This window comes from Haladaptatus sp. QDMS2 (assembly GCF_029338295.1).
Taxonomy (GTDB): domain Archaea; phylum Halobacteriota; class Halobacteria; order Halobacteriales; family Halococcaceae; genus QDMS2.
Genome location: NZ_CP119791.1, coordinates 2,708,092 through 2,723,804, shown reverse-complemented (window position 1 = coordinate 2,723,804; position 15,713 = coordinate 2,708,092). Strand labels below are relative to the sequence as shown.

At 65.2% G+C, this 15,713-nt stretch carries 17 protein-coding genes; 4 read left to right on the top strand and 13 right to left on the bottom strand.

Going from position 1 to position 15,713, the window contains the following annotated elements; all coding sequences use genetic code 11:
* Positions 1-102: 102 nt before the first annotated feature.
* Both P1M51_RS14850 and metX read left to right on the top strand, forming a co-directional pair.
* Positions 103-1,374, top strand: coding sequence for an O-acetylhomoserine aminocarboxypropyltransferase/cysteine synthase family protein (locus P1M51_RS14850; protein WP_276245945.1), 1,272 nt, complete (start codon positions 103-105; stop codon positions 1,372-1,374).
* Complete coding sequence (metX, locus tag P1M51_RS14845) at positions 1,371-2,567, top strand: homoserine O-acetyltransferase (RefSeq protein ID WP_276245944.1); 1,197 nt, start codon at positions 1,371-1,373, stop codon at positions 2,565-2,567. Before P1M51_RS14850 ends, metX begins: the two co-directional genes overlap by 4 nt.
* On the opposite strand, the gene P1M51_RS14840 is transcribed toward metX, so the two are convergent.
* The gene (locus P1M51_RS14840; RefSeq protein ID WP_276245943.1) at positions 2,568-2,813 is read right to left on the bottom strand and encodes a hypothetical protein; all 246 of its coding nucleotides are present in this window, start codon (positions 2,811-2,813) and stop codon (positions 2,568-2,570) included.
* A gap of 128 nt (positions 2,814-2,941) precedes the next feature.
* Between P1M51_RS14840 and P1M51_RS14835 the strand changes: the two genes are divergently transcribed.
* A complete protein-coding gene (locus P1M51_RS14835; RefSeq protein ID WP_276245942.1) occupies positions 2,942-4,231 on the top strand; it encodes an O-acetylhomoserine aminocarboxypropyltransferase/cysteine synthase family protein in 1,290 nt (429 codons plus the stop codon).
* Here the strand turns inward: P1M51_RS14835 and serB are convergent.
* Positions 4,228-4,863, bottom strand: a complete 636-nt coding sequence (serB, locus tag P1M51_RS14830) for a phosphoserine phosphatase SerB (protein ID WP_276245941.1) — start codon at positions 4,861-4,863, stop codon at positions 4,228-4,230. The genes P1M51_RS14835 and serB overlap by 4 nt on opposite strands.
* A 96-nt stretch (positions 4,864-4,959) precedes the next feature.
* Positions 4,960-5,634: a recombinase RecA gene (locus P1M51_RS14825; protein WP_276274661.1), complete on the bottom strand. Its 675-nt coding sequence runs from the start codon at positions 5,632-5,634 to the stop codon at positions 4,960-4,962.
* A 129-nt stretch (positions 5,635-5,763) separates the two neighbouring features.
* Between P1M51_RS14825 and serA the strand changes: the two genes are divergently transcribed.
* Positions 5,764-7,347 (top strand): phosphoglycerate dehydrogenase, encoded by a 1,584-nt coding sequence (serA, locus tag P1M51_RS14820; RefSeq protein WP_276245939.1) that lies wholly within the window; start codon positions 5,764-5,766, stop codon positions 7,345-7,347.
* Between the two features lie 81 nt (positions 7,348-7,428).
* Here the strand turns inward: serA and P1M51_RS14815 are convergent, their stop codons facing one another.
* The 10 genes from P1M51_RS14815 to lysX all read right to left on the bottom strand — a co-directional run bounded on the left by P1M51_RS14815 (position 7,429) and on the right by lysX (position 15,669).
* Positions 7,429-7,719 (bottom strand): hypothetical protein, encoded by a 291-nt coding sequence (locus P1M51_RS14815; protein ID WP_276245938.1) that lies wholly within the window; start codon positions 7,717-7,719, stop codon positions 7,429-7,431.
* 105 nt (positions 7,720-7,824) lie between these two features.
* A complete protein-coding gene (thrC, locus tag P1M51_RS14810; protein WP_276245937.1) occupies positions 7,825-9,084 on the bottom strand; it encodes a threonine synthase in 1,260 nt (419 codons plus the stop codon).
* Positions 9,085-9,147: 63 nt separating this feature from the next.
* Positions 9,148-9,540, bottom strand: coding sequence for a helix-turn-helix domain-containing protein (locus tag P1M51_RS14805; RefSeq protein WP_276245936.1), 393 nt, complete (start codon positions 9,538-9,540; stop codon positions 9,148-9,150).
* A 48-nt stretch (positions 9,541-9,588) separates the two neighbouring features.
* On the bottom strand, positions 9,589-9,849 hold the full coding sequence (locus tag P1M51_RS14800; protein ID WP_276245935.1) for a hypothetical protein: 261 nt from the start codon (positions 9,847-9,849) through the stop codon (positions 9,589-9,591).
* A 31-nt stretch (positions 9,850-9,880) separates the two neighbouring features.
* On the bottom strand, positions 9,881-10,786 hold the full coding sequence (gene argF / locus P1M51_RS14795) for an ornithine carbamoyltransferase (protein ID WP_276245934.1): 906 nt from the start codon (positions 10,784-10,786) through the stop codon (positions 9,881-9,883).
* Positions 10,783-11,820, bottom strand: a complete 1,038-nt coding sequence (locus P1M51_RS14790; RefSeq protein ID WP_276245933.1) for a [LysW]-lysine hydrolase — start codon at positions 11,818-11,820, stop codon at positions 10,783-10,785. The genes argF and P1M51_RS14790 overlap by 4 nt, the downstream gene beginning before the upstream one ends.
* The gene (locus P1M51_RS14785; RefSeq protein WP_276245932.1) at positions 11,817-12,944 is read right to left on the bottom strand and encodes an aspartate aminotransferase family protein; all 1,128 of its coding nucleotides are present in this window, start codon (positions 12,942-12,944) and stop codon (positions 11,817-11,819) included. Before P1M51_RS14785 ends, P1M51_RS14790 begins: the two co-directional genes overlap by 4 nt.
* Positions 12,941-13,765: an acetylglutamate/acetylaminoadipate kinase gene (locus tag P1M51_RS14780; RefSeq protein WP_276245931.1), complete on the bottom strand. Its 825-nt coding sequence runs from the start codon at positions 13,763-13,765 to the stop codon at positions 12,941-12,943. Before P1M51_RS14780 ends, P1M51_RS14785 begins: the two co-directional genes overlap by 4 nt.
* Positions 13,766-14,809 carry an N-acetyl-gamma-glutamyl-phosphate reductase gene (gene argC, locus P1M51_RS14775; protein WP_276245930.1) on the bottom strand — a complete coding sequence of 348 codons (1,044 nt, stop codon included), beginning with the start codon at positions 14,807-14,809 and terminating at the stop codon, positions 13,766-13,768.
* Positions 14,809-15,669 (bottom strand): lysine biosynthesis protein LysX, encoded by an 861-nt coding sequence (lysX, locus tag P1M51_RS14770; protein WP_276245929.1) that lies wholly within the window; start codon positions 15,667-15,669, stop codon positions 14,809-14,811. The genes argC and lysX overlap by 1 nt, the downstream gene beginning before the upstream one ends.
* Positions 15,670-15,713: the final 44 nt, after the last annotated feature.

The following is a 15,713-nucleotide window of genomic DNA, read 5'->3' as shown; positions in this document are numbered from 1 at the left end:
GAATTCGTGCGCTGACCCACCTTTTACACCTCCGAATCCGCACCCAGCAGGTATTGCCTATACTGGCAGTTATAGAAACGTAGAGAAATATGAGTCAGACACATGACTGACTCAGAGCGGCCGGGCTTTGCCACGCGCTGTCTGCACGCGGGCCAGGAGCCGGACCCTGCGACAGGGGCGCGTGCCCCGCCCATCTACCAGACGACATCGTACGTCTTCCCGGACGCGGCGACGGCCGCCGCCCGGTTCTCGCTCGAAGACGACGGTAACATCTACTCGCGCTTTTCGAACCCCACGACGGCCATGCTCGAAGCCCGTCTCGCCTCGCTCGAAGGCGGGAGCGCGGCACTCGCCACGTCGGCGGGGATGGCCGCCCTCGACGCCGCCACCACGACGCTCGCCCGCCCCGGCGACAACATCGTCTCCGCGGCTTCCATCTACGGCGGTACTCATTCGTACTTCTCGAACACGGCGGGGAATCGAGGCATCGAACCGCGGTTCGTTCCGACGCTCGATTACGACGCCTACGCCGAGGCAATCGACGAGGACACCGCCTACGTCCACGTCGAGAGCATCTCGAACCCGGCGCTCGTGACGCCCGATTTAGCACGCATCGCGGAGATTGCGCACGAACGCGGCGCACCGCTCTTCGTCGACAACACGTTCGCGACGCCGTATCTGTGCAACCCGTTCGACCACGGCGCAGACCTCATCTGGCACTCGACGACCAAGTGGCTTCACGGGTCGGGAACGACGGTTGGCGGCGCACTCATCGCCGGCGGCGAGTTCGATTGGCACGACTATCCTGAAGTGGGCCAGCCGAATCCGGCCTTCCACGGGACGAACTTCGCGGAGCGCTTTGGCGACCGGGCACTCGTGGAGACGGCCCGCCACCGCGCCGTCAGGAGCACGGGAAGCGGGCAGTCACCGTTTAACGCGTGGGTCACGCTCCAGGGCATCGAAACCCTCCCCCTTCGGATGGAGCGCCACTGCGAGAACGCCCAGGCGGTCGCCGAGTTCCTCGCAGACCACCCCGGCGTCGAGTGGGTGACGTATCCCGGACTCCCCGACCACGAGACCCACGACAACGCCTCGAAGTACCTTTCGGGAGGCTACGGCGGCATGATTGCCTTCGGCCCGAAAGGCGGCTACGACGCGGCCAAGGGCGTCTGTGAGCGCACCGATCTCGCGAGTTTCCTCGCGAACGTCGGCGACGCGAAGACGCTGCTCATCCACCCGGCGAGCACGACCCACGCCCAGCTCACGGAGGAAGAACAGTTAGAAAGCGGCGTCCTGCCGGACCTGATTCGGCTCTCGGTCGGCATCGAGGACGTGGACGACATCATCGCAGATTTAGCCGAGGCACTGCCATGAACACCCACGACGTCGCCGAACTCGGCGCGTTCGAATTCGAGTGTGGCGAGTCGATTCCGAATCTCGAGCTCGCCTACGAGACCTACGGCGAGTTCACGGGCGAAAACGCGGTACTGGTCTGTCACGCTCTCACTGGGAGTGCTCACGTCTCGGGCCTCCGCCGGGGGAGCCACGGCGGCCAGGCGACGGCGTGGTGGGACGACATCGTCGGCCCCGGCAAGGCTATCGACACCACCGAATATTACGTCGTCTGCGCGAACGTTCCGGGGTCGTGTTACGGCTCGACCGGCCCGGCGAGCGAAGGTCCCGAGGGCGACCCGTGGGGGACCGACTTCCCGCCGGTGACCGTCGGCGACTGGACCCGTGCCCAGCGCGAACTGCTCGACCACCTCGGCGTCCCGAATCTACACGCCGTCGTCGGCGGGAGCGTCGGCGGCATGAACGCCCTCGACTGGGCCAAGCGCCATCCCGACCAGGTGGACCTCGTCGTGGCCGTCGCCACCGCCGCCCGGCTCGACTCCCAGTGTCTCGCCCTCGATGCCATCGCGCGGCGAGCGATTACGACCGACGCGAACTGGAACGGCGGGGACTACTACGACGGCCCCGCGCCGAAAGACGGCCTCGCGCTCGCCCGTCAGATTGGGCACACGATGTACCTCTCGAAGCACTCGATGGAGCGCAAGTTCGGTCGCCGGTCGGCCGGCAGAGACGCCGCTCGCGACTCGTTCCCAGTGGACCCGGCGGCCGCGTTCTTCCCCTACCGCGACGTCGAATCCTACCTCGACTATCAGGCCGAGAAGTTCGTCGAACGCTTCGACGCCAACAGCTATCTCTACCTGACGCGGGCGATGGACAACTACGACCTGTCTGCGGGCTACGAGTCCGATGCGGACGCGCTCGGCGCGTTCACCGGCGAGGCGCTCCTCCTCTCGTTTACCGGTGACTGGCACTTCACCACCGAGCAAGCGGAGGACCTCGCAGTCGCGTTCAGACAGAACGACACGCCGACGGCCCACCACAAAATCACGTCCGACCACGGCCACGACGCGTTCCTTGTCGAACCCGAGAAGGTCGGCCCGCCACTCGCCGACTTCCTCGAAGCGGGCGTCGGTGGGCGGGCCGTGACCGACACCGTCACGGACAAATCAGACCGCCAGTTTGCGCCCGTCCACACGAGTCTCTTCGGGAACTGACTACTCCGCGAGCGCGACGAACCCGAGACCGACAACGAGGGCGAGCACGTAGGCCGGGTGGGTGCTCGCGAATTCGAGGAGGTGGGTCGGCGTGAGGCCCATCGTGCTCGTGCCGCCGGCAGTCGCGACTGCTGTAAGCGACCGGTAGGCGACTGCGCCAGCGACGAGGGCCGCCACGGCACCAGTCGTTTTGAGTGGGTAGTCGCTCACGAACCCGACCAGTCGTCGCGAAATCGCCCGAAGCATAGTCATTCTCATCGGCGGGACGGTTCGTATAACTTGTCAATCCAATCGTCTGTCGTAGCCCGGGGCAATTATTGCCCGGCATATTGCATACTTTTATATTACTTGTAGAAATAACTGGGGCACGAACAATGACAGACGAGCATTCGCCGCGCTTTGCGACCCAGAGCCTGCACGCGGGACAGGACCCCGACCCGGCGACGGGCGCACGCGCACCACCGATTCACCAGACGACCTCGTACGTCTTCGACGACGCAGACCACGCAGCACGCCTCTTCGCGCTCGAAGAGGAGGGCAACATCTACTCGCGGCTGATGAACCCGACCGTGACGATGCTGCAGGAACGCCTCGCCGCACTCGAAGGCGGCGTCGGCGCACTCGCCACCTCCTCGGGCATGGCGTCGTTCGACCTCGCGAACTTCATCCTCGCGGAGGCGGGCAAGAACGTCGTGTCGTCGTCGGCCATCTACGGCGGCACCCACACCTACCTCAGCCACTCCGCGCCGCGCCGTGGCGTCACCACGCGCTTCGTCGACCCACTCGACTACGAGGGCTACGCGGAAGCCATCGACGAGGATACCGCCTACGTCCACGTCGAGACCATCGGCAACCCCGCGCTCGTGACGCCGGACTTCGAGCGTCTTGCCGATATCGCGCACGAGAACAACGTGCCGCTGTTCGTGGACAACACGTTCGCGACGCCGTATCTGTGCAACCCGTTCGACCACGGCGCAGACCTCATCTGGCACTCCACGACCAAGTGGATTACCGGCGCGGGGACGACGGTTGGCGGCGCACTCATCGACTCGGGAACCTTCCCGTGGGAGGACGGCGACTACCCAGAAATCACCGAAGACAACCCCGCCTACCACGGCGTGAACTTCCGCGAACGCTTCGGCGAGGCGGCGTTCACCGTGACGGCGCTCGCCCGCGGCCTACGCGACCTCGGTAACCCACAGTCGCCGTTCGACGCGTGGACCACGCTCCAGAAACTGGAGACGCTGCCACTGCGCATGGAGCGCCACTGCGAGAACGCCCAGATCGTCGCCGAGTACTTAGACGACCACCCGGACGTGGCGTGGGTGACCTACCCCGGTCTCGAAAGTCACGAGACCCACGACAACGCGACGAAGTATTTAGACGGCGGTTACGGCGGCATGCTCACCTTCGGCCTCGAAGGCGGCTACGAGACGGCCAAGAAGATGACCGAATCGACGCAACTCGCGAGTCTGCTCGCGAACGTCGGCGACGCGAAGACGCTCATTATCCACCCGGCGAGTACGACCCACCAGCAACTCACCGAGGAGGAAAAGGAATCGAGCGGCGTCAGGCCGGACCTCGTCCGCCTCTCCGTGGGTCTCGAAGACCCAGCGGACATCCTCGCGGACCTAGACCAGGCGATAGACGCAGCCTCGAACTAGAGGACGCCGTCTTCTGTAAGCACTTTTTCGAGGCGGTCCATCCGCGCGACGACGATTTGACAGTGCGGCCTGACCGCCGGTTTCGGCAGGTAGCCAACCGCGAGGCCCGCGACTTTGAGCATCGGCAGGTCGTTCGCGCCGTCGCCGACGGCCACGGTGTCTCGGAGGTCGATGCCGAGGTCTGTGGTCAGGTTTTCGAGCGCCGTGTCTTTCGTGCCCTCGATGAGCGGCCCTTCGACTTCCCCCGTCAATTCACCGTCTTCGACGAGCAGGCGGTTCGCGACGATGGTATCGACGGAGACGCCTTCACGGGCGAGCGCCGCCTCGACGCCGCGTTCGAATCCGCCGGTGAGGATGGCGACGTGGACGCCCGCCTCGCGGAGTTTGCGGATGAGGTCGGCCGCGCCAGGACGCAGGCGAACCGCGTCGAAGGCCGTCTGCGCTTCTTCGTCTGCGAGGCCGGCGAGCAGTTCTGCCCGCGAGCGAAGGCTCTCAGCGTAGCTGAGTTCGTTGTTCATCGCCCGTTCCGTGATGTCCGCCATCTCGGCGGCGACGCCACAGCGGTCTCCGAGCAGGACCGTCATCTCCGAATCGGAGAGCGTCCCGTCGAAGTCGAATGCGACCAGTTCCATACGCAATCCGCCGGGCGATGGGACTTGAGCGTTCCGTCTTCGGCAGACGTTAGCGAGAATGACTTCGTCAACCGGGCAGGAATTGCTCGTTCGAAATTAGTACGGCGTCCACTCACGGGGGCCGATGTCGTCGCCGCGCACGCGGAGTTCGAGGCCGTCGTCGGTGTCTCTGGTCTCTACGTACACGTCGAACAGTTGCTTGAGAATGTTGAGGGTCTCTTCGTCCGCGGCCGTCGAATCGAGCGTGAACACCCCGCGAAAGCCGACGCTCTCGATGCGGCCGGTGAGCACGTGCGTGAACTGGTACAGCCGTTTCAGGTCCGCGAACATGAGAATCGTCGAAAGCGAACTCAGGCCGACGCGCACGTCTTCTACCGAGTCGTCGCGGTACAGTTGTTGCATCATGCCGGTCGCCGCGATGCCGATGCCGGTCATGTCCGCCGCAGACGAGACGTAACTCGTCCGCCTGTCGTCGCTCTCCCGGCCGAACTGCTGGTCGCCGCCCACACAGTCGACGACGCGGAGGGCATCGCCAGACCCGCCCGTGACCGCTTCGAACTCGCGGCGAATTTGGGTCGCGTTCTTGCTCGTGGTGATGAACAGTGCGCCGTTGTCGTCTGCGCCGCCGACGAGCGAGAGCGCGAGACGGCGCTTTTCGGTCATCGCTGGGCCTGCGATGAGAACGTTCGTTCCCTCGGTGACGGCGTCGGCACGGAGTAGGGACTCAGACGTGCGTGAATCAGCACCGTCGCCGCGCTCAGAATCCCTCACGTCATGTTGTCCTTCGAGTCAGTCATATAAAAGGTCACGATGCACAGAGCGTCGTGCTACTACCGGGAGAAGGCGGCATTTGTAGCGAGTGGAGAAAGCGTTAACCTTCACGCCCCGTTCTGCCGAGACATGAACGTACTCGTCACGGACCCCATCGCTGAGGCAGGGCTTCAGCAACTCCGTGAAGCGGGCCACGATGTAGAGACGGCTTACGACGTCGAAGGTGATGCACTCCTCGACGCTGTTTCTGACGCACACGCACTCGTCGTCCGGTCTGGAACTGACGTTTCTGCCGCCGTGTTCGAGGCTGCAACCGACCTCATCATCGTCGGGCGAGCCGGCATCGGCGTGGACAACATCGACATCGACGCCGCCACCGAACACGGCGTCATCGTCGCGAACGCACCCGAAGGGAACGTGCGAGCCGCTGCAGAGCACACCGTCGCGATGGCCTTCGCCGCTGCCCGGAACATCCCGCAGGCACACATCCGCCTGAAAGCGGGCGAGTGGGCCAAGGGCGACTACCTCGGGACGGAACTCAACGGCAAGACCCTCGGCATCCTCGGCCTCGGGCGGGTCGGCCAGGAAGTCGCAAAGCGCCTCGGGGCGCTCGGCATGGACCTCGTCGCCTACGACCCCTACATCTCCGAGGACCGCGCCGCCCAGATTGGCGCGGAACTCGTGGACCTCTCTGATTGTCTTTCGAAGGCGGATTTCCTCACGATTCACACGCCGCTCACGCCCGAGACGGCGAACCTCATCGGCGAAGCAGAACTCGCCCAGTTAGAAGGCGGCTACGTCGTCAACTGCGCCCGCGGCGGCATCGTAGACGAGGAGGCGCTCGCAGCGGCCTGCGCCGACGGCGTGCTCAAGGGCGCGGCCCTCGACGTGTTTGCGGACGAGCCAATCTCGCCGGACAACCCGCTGCTCTCGGTCGATAACGTCGTCGTCACGCCACATCTCGGTGCGAGCACGGAAGCCGCCCAGGAGAGCGTCTCGACGAGCATCGCAGACCAGATTCTCGCCGCCTTCGCAGAAGAACCGGTCATGAACGCGCTCAACGCGCCGTCGATGGACGAGAGTGCCTTCCCGCGGGTCAAGCCGTACATCGACCTCGCGGAGACGGCGGGCAAGGTCGCAGCCCAGCTCTACGGCGACCGTATCGGGAAGGTCGAGGTCACCTACGCTGGGGACATCGCCGCAGAGGACATCGACCTCGTGACGGCGAGCGCGCTCAAGGGTGTGTTCGAACCGCTCGAATGGCAGGTCAACGCCGTAAACGCCCCGCGTATCGCAGACGAGCGCGGCATCGACGTAGTCGAGTCGAAGTCTCACCAGTCTGAGGACTTCCAGAGTCTCATCACGGTCACCGTCGGGAACGAAGACGGCGACGAACTCGCCGTTTCCGGAACGCTCTTTGCGGGTAACGACCCGCGCATCGTCCGCATCGACGGCTACCGCGTGGACGCCATCCCGCACGGCCAGATGCTCGTCGCCCGCAACTACGACGCGCCGGGTGTCATCGGGTTCATCGGGACGGTCCTCGGCGACGCCGGCATCAACATCGCGGGGATGTTCAACGCCCGCGAAACCATCGGCGGAGAGGCGCTTTCGGTCTACAACTTAGACGACGAACTCACGGCCGAAAGCAAGGAAACCATCGAGAACGACGAGCGCATCATCGAGATTCGGACGATTACGCTCGACGACTGAGCGCTCTCTGGCGGACGAGTATTGGAGGAAGGGGGGGTGAGAACGGCCCCGAACCGAGGTGGGAGTCGCTTACAGTGGGGGCTACCGAGTCAGGAACTGTTGGACGCGTTCTTTCGCGGTCTGCGCTGTCTGGTGGGAATCTGGGTCTGCATCCGTGTCTGCCTCACGAGGGGCACTCGTGCGTGCTTCGAGAATCTGCTCGTACTGGTCGACGATGGCCTCAGTACGCTGTTCTGCGGCCTTGAGCTCTGCTTCGAGGCTCTTGATTTCTGATTTCAGCGCGGCGATTCTCGTCTGGTACATTGCGCGTTTGTTGGGAGAGAGGTCGTCGTCCACCCCACGCGGACTATCGAGCCGACTTCGCTGTGACATGATTCGGGGATTACACACTATGTCACACTCCCACATGAATGTGAGTCAGACGGACGTGAGACGCGGAGCACACGCACGTCTCACGAACCGCCGCCGTCTCTCGGTTTACTCCGAGAGATGCGAGAGAACGCCCTCGGTCGTGCCCGGCACTGGCTCGGGGTCGCGGCCCGCGGCCGCCGCCGCGTCGGGGTCCTTGAGCAGGTGGCCCGTCGTGAGACAGACCACGCGCTCATCAGCAGAAATGACGCCCTGCTCACGAAGCTTTCGGAGGCCCGCGACGGAGGCCGCACTCGCGGGTTCGACGCCCACGCCTTCCTCTGCAAGGGAGCGCTGAGCGTCGGTAATCTCCTCGTCCGAAACGGCGATGGCCGTCCCGCCCGTCGCGCGAATTCCGGGGAGTGCCTTTGGCGCGTTCACCGGGTTCCCGATGCGGATGGCCGTCGCCTTCGTCTCGACTTCGTCCCAGCGCGTCACCTCGTCCGCGCCGTTTTCGATGGCCTCGACCATCGGTGCTGCACCCTCGGCCTGCACGCCAGTCAGTTTCGGCACTTCGTCTTCCGGAAGTTCGCCCGAGGCAACGAGTTCGCGGAACGCCTTGTAGAGCGCCGCCGTGTTCCCGGCGTTGCCGACGGGCAGGACGATTCGGTCGGGGAATTCTCCGGTCTCGTCGCGGACGGATTCGAGAATTTCGAGACCAATCGTCTTCTGGCCCTCTAAGCGGAACGGGTTCAGCGAGTTCAGTAAGTAGGCTTCGCCGCGGTCTGCGAGGTCCGAGACGATGTCGAGGCAGGTGTCGAAGTTGCCATCGACTTCCAAAATGCGTGCCCCGTGGAGGCTTGCCTGTGCGACCTTGCCCGCGGCGACCTTGCCGGCTGGCAGCAAGACGAGCGTTTCGAGTCCGGCGCGGGTTCCGTAGGCGGCGAGTGCCGCAGACGTGTTCCCCGTGCTCGCACACGCGAGGCGGTCCACGCCGAGGACGCGGGCGACCTGCACGCCCACGGTCATGCCGCGGTCCTTGAAACTGCCCGTCGGGTTCATGCCCTCGTGCTTGATGCGGAGGTACGAAACGCCGACTTCGTCCTCGATTTCAGGAACCGGGTAGAGCGGCGTGTCGCCCTCTTGCAGCGTGACGCCCATCTCGACGGGCATGGTCGCGCTGTAGCGCCAGACTCCTCGGCCCGAGAAGTCGTCGAACGTCGGGTACTCGTCGTAGCGGGCTTCGAGCAGGCCGTCGCACTCGGGACAGGTGTAGAGGATGTCGTCGAAGGGTGCGTGGGCCTCACCGCACTCGATACACGCGAGCCAGACGCCGTCGTCGGCGACGTCGGGAACCTCGGGTTCTGGTTCCAGCTGGAGATTCGTCATTGTTCGCGCCAAAGCAGTGTGGATGCAAAAAGGAGGCGATTGGTGTAAGAATCGGGCGCCGAATTACCCCTCTTTCTCCTCGCCGAACTCGTCGATGCGACTGTGGACGTAGGCGGCCCACTCATCGAGTGTCTCGTGCATGAGTTCACGGGCTTCGGGGAGGTCGGTTGCCGTGTACTGATAGACGTGGCCACCACCGTCGAGCAGGCGGCGCTCGCGGTTTGCGAGGCCTTTTTCCAGTAGCGTGGCGAGCGAGCGATTGACGTTACTCCGGTCGCGCTCCATCTGCTCTGCCAGTTCGGCGACGGTGCTGCCGGGATTGTCGAGCAACATGAGATAGGTGCGGCTCTCGTGGGTCTGGATGTCGAAGACGCAGGTCATGACGCCCTCGAAGCCCGGCTCGCCGCCGACCATCAAATCGCGAAATCGCTGGGGGTCTGGATCGGCCGATACCATGCCCGCAATATGTCCGGGATGCGAATAAAACCCGGCGTTACCGGTGGCTTACCCCGATTCGTCGGCTTCCGCCGCGTCGCGGGTGTAGCCGTTTTTGAGGATGCACGTTCGCATCTCCTCTTCGGTCGTGTGTTTGTGCAGTCGGGTCGGCGTATCGCAGTAGAAGACGTCGCCGTCGTACCGGAGGGTGACTTGCTTCGGCGTGCCGAGCATCGACGTTTTGACCACGACGCGCTGGCCGTCGCGGATTGCGGTGAGAATCTCGTCTGCGGTCAGTTCGCCTGCATCGACGACGAGGGGTGACGCCATTGGCGGAGACGACGCGAGCAACCGTTATCAGTCACTCGGCGTCGGCGAGGAAGGTGAGCAGCGCCTTCTGGGCGTGCATGCGATTTTCGGCCTGCTGCCAGACGATGGAGCGCTCGGATTCCATCACGGCGTCGGTAATCTCCTCGCCGCGGTGGGCGGGCAGGCAGTGCATGACGAGCGTCTCGTCGTCGAGCAGCGTCTCGTTCAACTGGAAGCCGTCGAACGCCTCCAACTTCATCGCCCGCTGGTTCTCCTGGCCCATGCTGACCCAGACGTCGGTGTAGACCACGTCCGCGCCCGCAACTGCCTCCTGCGGATCGGTCGTGATGTCGGGGGCTTGCCCGAGGCCGGCCGCCGTGCCGACGACGGCCTCGTCGAGTTCGTAATCTTCGGGCGTCGCCACCGTCACGTCGAGGCCGACCATCGCCGCGCCGAGGACGAACGACTGGGCGACGTTGTTCCCGTCGCCGACCCATGCGACCGACACGTCGTCGAAGCCACCGAACTGCTCTTTGATGGTGAGCAGGTCGGCGAGCGTCTGGCAGGGGTGGGCGTCGTCGGTGAGGCCGTTCACCACGGGCACGTCCGAATACGTCGCGAGTTCCACGAGGTCGGCGTGGTCGAACACGCGCGCCATGAGGAAATCGACGTACCGCGAGACCGCTCGTGAGGTGTCCTTGAGCGGTTCGCCGCGGCTCAACTGGATGTCGTCGGGACCGAGGAAGATGGCGTGTCCGCCCAACTGGGTCATCCCCGTCTCGAAAGAGATTCGCGTTCGCGTGCTCGGCTTCTCGAACAGCATCCCGAGCGTCTGGTTCGAGAGCCACTCGTGTTGCTCGCCGGCTTCGACGGCGGCTTTCAGTTCGGTCGCCGTGTCGAGCACGTCGGACAGTTCGTCGGTCGAGAGGTCGTCGATATCGAGGAAGTGACGGGTCATGATTGCAAGTTCTCACAGACGGATTCGAGCACCGACACGGCGCGGTCGAACTCCGCGAGGGGGAGGTGTTCGTTCGGCGCGTGGTCCAGGTCAGAGTTCCCGGGTCCGTAGGTCACCATCGGGCAGTCCCACTCGCCGGCGAAGATGTTCATGTCGCTCGTGCCGGTCTTCCGGAGCAAGCGCGGTTTCATGCTTTCTTTGCGAATCGCCACCCGAAACGCCCGGGCGATTGGCGTCCGGGGACTCATCATCACGGGCGGGATGTGGCGACGCCAGGTGATGGTTCCCGTGTGGAGGTGCGACTCCGCAATCTCGCGGATGTCGTCCGCGGTGAGACTCGGCGGGATGCGAAACTGGATGGTGGCGGTCGCTTCCACCGCGAGGCCGTCTTCGGTCGTCCCGCCGTGGAAGGCGGTTGGTTTCGCCGTCACTTGCTCGAAGACGGGCGTGTCTTCGGGGACGGCGAACTCCTCGGCCACCGCGCTCCACCACGCGATGGCGTCCTGGAGTGCGTTGTTCTCGGGCCGGGAGGTGTGCCCGGACTCGCTCGTCGCGATGTACGTCCCGGGCAGGAACCCGCGGTAGCCGAGCGTGATGCCGTTCGAGCCGCTCGGTTCGCCGTTCACCACCGCGTCGGGAACCGACTCGCGGGTCTCGACGAGGTGGCGCGCGCCGAGGGAGTCGGTCTCTTCGCGCACCACGCCGACGAAACTCGCGCCGGTCGAAACGGCGGCAGCCGCCATCGCGGCGAGCGGACCGGTCGCGTCCACGCTGCCGCGGCCCCAGAGGGCGTCTCCGGAGCCGTCTTCTGCGGGCGCAATTTCCACGGGTATCTCGCCGGGCACGGTGTCGATGTGCGAGGTGAGCAGAACGCTGTCGTCGCCCGGCGCGCGGACGTTGCCAACCTCGTCAATCCAGACCTCGCGGTCGTGTTCTTCGAAGTAGGCAGCGAGGCGCTCTGCGGCTGCGGCCTCGTCGCCACTCACCGAGGGAATCGAGACGAGGTCCGCGAGGAGGGTCTGTGGGTCGGTCATTTCAGTATCTCGGCGAGGGCGTCTACAACCGTGTCTGCGTGCGACTCGTCGATGACGAGCGGCGGCAGGAACCGGACGACGGTCCGTCCGGCGGGCAGCGCGAGAATCTGGTGGTCGAGGGCGAAGTCGCGGAGCATCCGGTTCGCCCCGCGTTTGACTTCGACGCCGACCATCAGGCCTTCGCCGCGGATGTCGCGGACCTCGTCGCCGACTTTCGCCTCCAGTTGGCTCGTGAGGTAGTCGCCCATTTCGGCGGCGTGGGCTGGTATCTCCTCGTCGACGAGCGTCGAGAGCGTGGCGTTCGCCGCCGCGCAGATGACCGGGCCGCCGCTGAACGTCGAACCGTGTGGTCCGGCGTCCTCGGCAATCCAGTCGGCGACGAGCGTCGCGCCAATGGGGAGGCCGTTTGCGAGCCCCTTCGCGCTGGTCAGGATGTCCGGGACGACGCCCGCCTGCTCGCAGGCCCAGAGCGTCCCCGTCCGGCCGAGGCCGGTCTGAATCTCGTCGAAGACGAGCGCCGCACCCGTCTCCTCGGTAACTTCACGGGCCGCCTGGAGGTAGCCTTCGGGTGCGGGATTGATGCCACCCTCCCCCTGAATCGGTTCGAGGAGTACGGCCGCCGTCTCGTTGTCCACCGCCTCGGCGAGCGCTGCTTCGTCGCCGTAGGGGACGAACTCCACGCCGTCCATGAGCGGTTCGAAGGGCGCTTTGTACTTCTTCTTCCACGTCGCGGACAGTGCGCCGGCGGTGCGGCCGTGGAAACTGCGCGTCGTCGCGACGATTTTCGTGCTGTCGGTGGCGCTGCGAGCGAACTTGATGGCCGCCTCGTTCGCCTCCGTTCCGGAGTTACAGAGCCAGACGTTCGAGATGTCGCCGGGAGCGAGGTCCGCGAGCCGGTCGTACAGGTCGTCGCGGGCGGAAACCGGGTAGGACGCCTGCACGTAGGTCAGTTGCTCGGCTTGGGCGGAGACGGCTTCCGTGACCGCCGGGTGGCTGTGTCCGAGCGGGGTACAGGCGTAGCTTGCACCGAAATCGAGGTACTCGGTGCCGCCCTCGTCGGTGAGAGTGACGCCGCTGCCGGAGTCGATACGAATCGGTTTTTCTGAAAAGACGAAGCCGCTCATGACTGGAGTGCGCCGGGAGTGATGTGGGTCCCACCGCCGTTGACCGCGGCGGTGAGGGGTGCCTCTGCGTTCGCGTCTGCGACGACGACTTCGGCCGCCCCGCCGGAGAGCGCCTCGGTCGCGGCCATGACCTTCTTCGTCATGAACCCTTCCGCGGCGTCTTCGATGGTGGCGAACTCCTCGGGCGTCGTCGCCCGCGAGATGAGTGTCGATGCGTCGTCCGGGTCGGCGAGAACGCCCGGCACGTCCGTGAGGACGACGAGCGTCGCACCGAGTGCGCCCGCGATGGCGGCCGCCGCCCGGTCTGCGTCTGCGTTGACGGGAACTCCGTCGTCTGCGAGCATGGGAACCGTCGCGACGGGCGTGTAGCCGCCCGCGAGCAGCGTTTCGAGCAGGTCGGCGTTCACGTCGGTAATCTTCCCCGAGTGGTCGCCGCGGCGAATCTTCTTCTTGCCGTCTTCGAGCACGCGGACGGCCGACTTCCGGGGGCCGGAAAGCAGTTTTCCGTCCACGCCGGAGAGGCCGACTGCGTTGACGCCTGCGTTCTGCAAGAGCGTCGTGAGGTCGGTGTTTAGCAGGCCGGGCATGACCATCTTGAACACCTCGATGGTGGTCTCGTCGGTAAAGCGCCCGACGACGCCACCGGGGGTCTCGACGTACTCGGGTTGCTCGCCGAGGCGTTCTAAGGTGTCGTCGACGGCGGTAGAGCCGCCGTGGACGACGACGACCTGTTCGCCTCCCTCGACGAGAGACGCGATGTCTGCAACTGCGCCCTCGGGGTTGACGGCACGTGCGCCGCCTATCTTAACGACCGTCGTCATCTACGGGGCCCCCACGGGGTGCAGGCCGAGGAAGTCTAAGCCTGCGGTCTCTTCTAAGCCGAGGGCGATGTTGGCCGCGTGAATCGCCTGCCCGGCGGAGCCTTTCATCATGTTGTCGATGGCCGAGAACACGACGAGGCGCTTGTTGCGGGCGTCGAGTTCGAAGCCGACTTCGGCGAAGTTCGTCCCGGCCACCGCCTTGGGTTCGGGGTAGCGATAGACGCCACCGCCGCCGGAAGCCATGCGGACGAACGGTTCGTCCTCGTAGCTTCCACGATAGGCCTTCCAGAGGTCACCCTTCGAGACGGGTTCGTTCGGGAAGACGTGACAGGTGGCCGCCGCGCCGCGAATCATGTCCACGGCGTGGACGGTAAAGGAGACGCGCAGGCCGAGTTCCTGCTCGATTTCGGCTTCGTGGCGGTGCGTGATGGGCGCGTAGGGGCGGACGATGCCCGAGCGTTCTGCGTGCGAGGAGGCTTTCCCACCGCTCGCACCACCCTCAGAGGACCCGACTTTCACGTCGACGACGACCTGCTCGTCGCCGCTGAGGATGCCCGCCTCGAACAGCGGGTAGAGCCCCATAATCGTCGCCGTAGCGTTGCAGCCACCAGCGGCAATCAGGTCCGCGCCGGGGAGGTCCGCGCGGTGGAGTTCCGGCAGCGCGTACACCGACTTTTCGAGCAACTCGGGACGTTCGTGGCCGTCGTACCACTGGTCGTACTGTTCCGTGGTCTGGAGGCGGAAGTCCGCGCTCAGGTCCACGACGGTGTCCGCGGCCTCCTGGAAGCCGTCGATGTGCTGCATCGAGACGCCGTGGGGCGTCGCGGCGAACAGGATGTCCACGCTCTCCAGGTCGTCAGGTTGCGTAAAGCGGAGGTCCGTCCCCCGGAGGTTCGGGTGGACGGAGCCGACGGACTTGTTTGCGTACTCGCGACTCGTGGCCTGGGCCACCTCGAAGTCGGGGTGGCCGGTGAGCAGGCGCAGGAGTTCGCCGCCGGTGAAGCCGGAGCCGCCGACGACGGCGGCAGAGAGGTGCTCGCTCATCAGGCGGGAACCTCGACCTTCACTTTGGATTCGAGCCAATCGACGACGGCCGCGGGCACGTCCACGTCGGTGGCGTCAGTAAGTGCCTTGAATTCGACGGTGTGGTTGACCTCGTGGACCGTGTATCCGGCTCCCGTTTCCATGAGGTCGATACCGAGTAGTCCGCCGCCGACGGCGTCGCTGGCCTTCTTCACGAGTTCTTTGGCCTCGTCGTCGAGTTCGAACGATTCCGTCTTCGCCCCTTTCGCGGCGTTGGTCAGCCAGTGCTCTGAACTGCGGACCATCGCGGCGACGGGTTCGCCATCGGTCGCGAGCACGCGGATGTCGCGACCCGGTTTGTCCACGAACTCCTGGATGTAGAACACCTTGTGCTCGTAGTGCCCGAGCGTCGCCTTGTGTTCTAAGATAGCTTCGGCGGCGTCCCGCGAGTCGATTTTGGCCATCAGACGGCCCCACGACCCAACGACGGGTTTGAGGACGCACGGGTAACCGAACTGCTCGATGGACGCCATCGCGGCCTCCTTGGTGAACGCCACGTCCGTCGCGGGCGTCGGCACGCCCGCCTGTGCGAGTGCGAGGCTGTTTTTCGCCTTGTCCGCACAGACCTCGGCGGTCTCCGGGCTGTTCACGACCGGAATGCCGTAGGCGGCGACGTACTGGGTCGCGTACTTGCTCCGGCTGGTCGCGAGACAGCGGTCGAGCACGATGTCCACGTCGTCGAAGATGGCGGGGGCCTCGTCGAGGCCAAACTGCACCTTGCGGACGTCGATTTTCGTCACGTCGTGACCGCGGTCGCGCAGTTCCGCGAGCAGGAGTTTCTCGTCCTTGCGGATGCGCGAGTAGAGGATGCCGACGTTCATGCGAGCCACCTCTGAGCCATCGTCAGCTGGGAGTTCGTGGCCTG

What these genes read in the sequence shown, in the direction of transcription:
- P1M51_RS14850 (WP_276245945.1), top strand. Translation starts at nt 103, where the DNA reads ATGACTGACTCAGAGCGGCCGGGCTTTGCCACGCGCTGTCTGCACGCG.
- metX (WP_276245944.1), top strand. Translation starts at nt 1,371, where the DNA reads ATGAACACCCACGACGTCGCCGAACTCGGCGCGTTCGAATTCGAGTGT.
- P1M51_RS14840 (WP_276245943.1), bottom strand. Translation starts at nt 2,813, where the DNA reads ATGCTTCGGGCGATTTCGCGACGACTGGTCGGGTTCGTGAGCGACTAC.
- P1M51_RS14835 (WP_276245942.1), top strand. Translation starts at nt 2,942, where the DNA reads ATGACAGACGAGCATTCGCCGCGCTTTGCGACCCAGAGCCTGCACGCG.
- serB (WP_276245941.1), bottom strand. Translation starts at nt 4,863, where the DNA reads ATGGAACTGGTCGCATTCGACTTCGACGGGACGCTCTCCGATTCGGAG.
- serA (WP_276245939.1), top strand. Translation starts at nt 5,764, where the DNA reads ATGAACGTACTCGTCACGGACCCCATCGCTGAGGCAGGGCTTCAGCAA.
- P1M51_RS14815 (WP_276245938.1), bottom strand. Translation starts at nt 7,719, where the DNA reads ATGTCACAGCGAAGTCGGCTCGATAGTCCGCGTGGGGTGGACGACGAC.
- thrC (WP_276245937.1), bottom strand. Translation starts at nt 9,084, where the DNA reads ATGACGAATCTCCAGCTGGAACCAGAACCCGAGGTTCCCGACGTCGCC.
- P1M51_RS14805 (WP_276245936.1), bottom strand. Translation starts at nt 9,540, where the DNA reads ATGGTATCGGCCGATCCAGACCCCCAGCGATTTCGCGATTTGATGGTC.
- P1M51_RS14800 (WP_276245935.1), bottom strand. Translation starts at nt 9,849, where the DNA reads ATGGCGTCACCCCTCGTCGTCGATGCAGGCGAACTGACCGCAGACGAG.
- argF (WP_276245934.1), bottom strand. Translation starts at nt 10,786, where the DNA reads ATGACCCGTCACTTCCTCGATATCGACGACCTCTCGACCGACGAACTG.
- P1M51_RS14790 (WP_276245933.1), bottom strand. Translation starts at nt 11,820, where the DNA reads ATGACCGACCCACAGACCCTCCTCGCGGACCTCGTCTCGATTCCCTCG.
- P1M51_RS14785 (WP_276245932.1), bottom strand. Translation starts at nt 12,944, where the DNA reads ATGAGCGGCTTCGTCTTTTCAGAAAAACCGATTCGTATCGACTCCGGC.
- P1M51_RS14780 (WP_276245931.1), bottom strand. Translation starts at nt 13,765, where the DNA reads ATGACGACGGTCGTTAAGATAGGCGGCGCACGTGCCGTCAACCCCGAG.
- argC (WP_276245930.1), bottom strand. Translation starts at nt 14,809, where the DNA reads ATGAGCGAGCACCTCTCTGCCGCCGTCGTCGGCGGCTCCGGCTTCACC.
- lysX (WP_276245929.1), bottom strand. Translation starts at nt 15,669, where the DNA reads ATGAACGTCGGCATCCTCTACTCGCGCATCCGCAAGGACGAGAAACTC.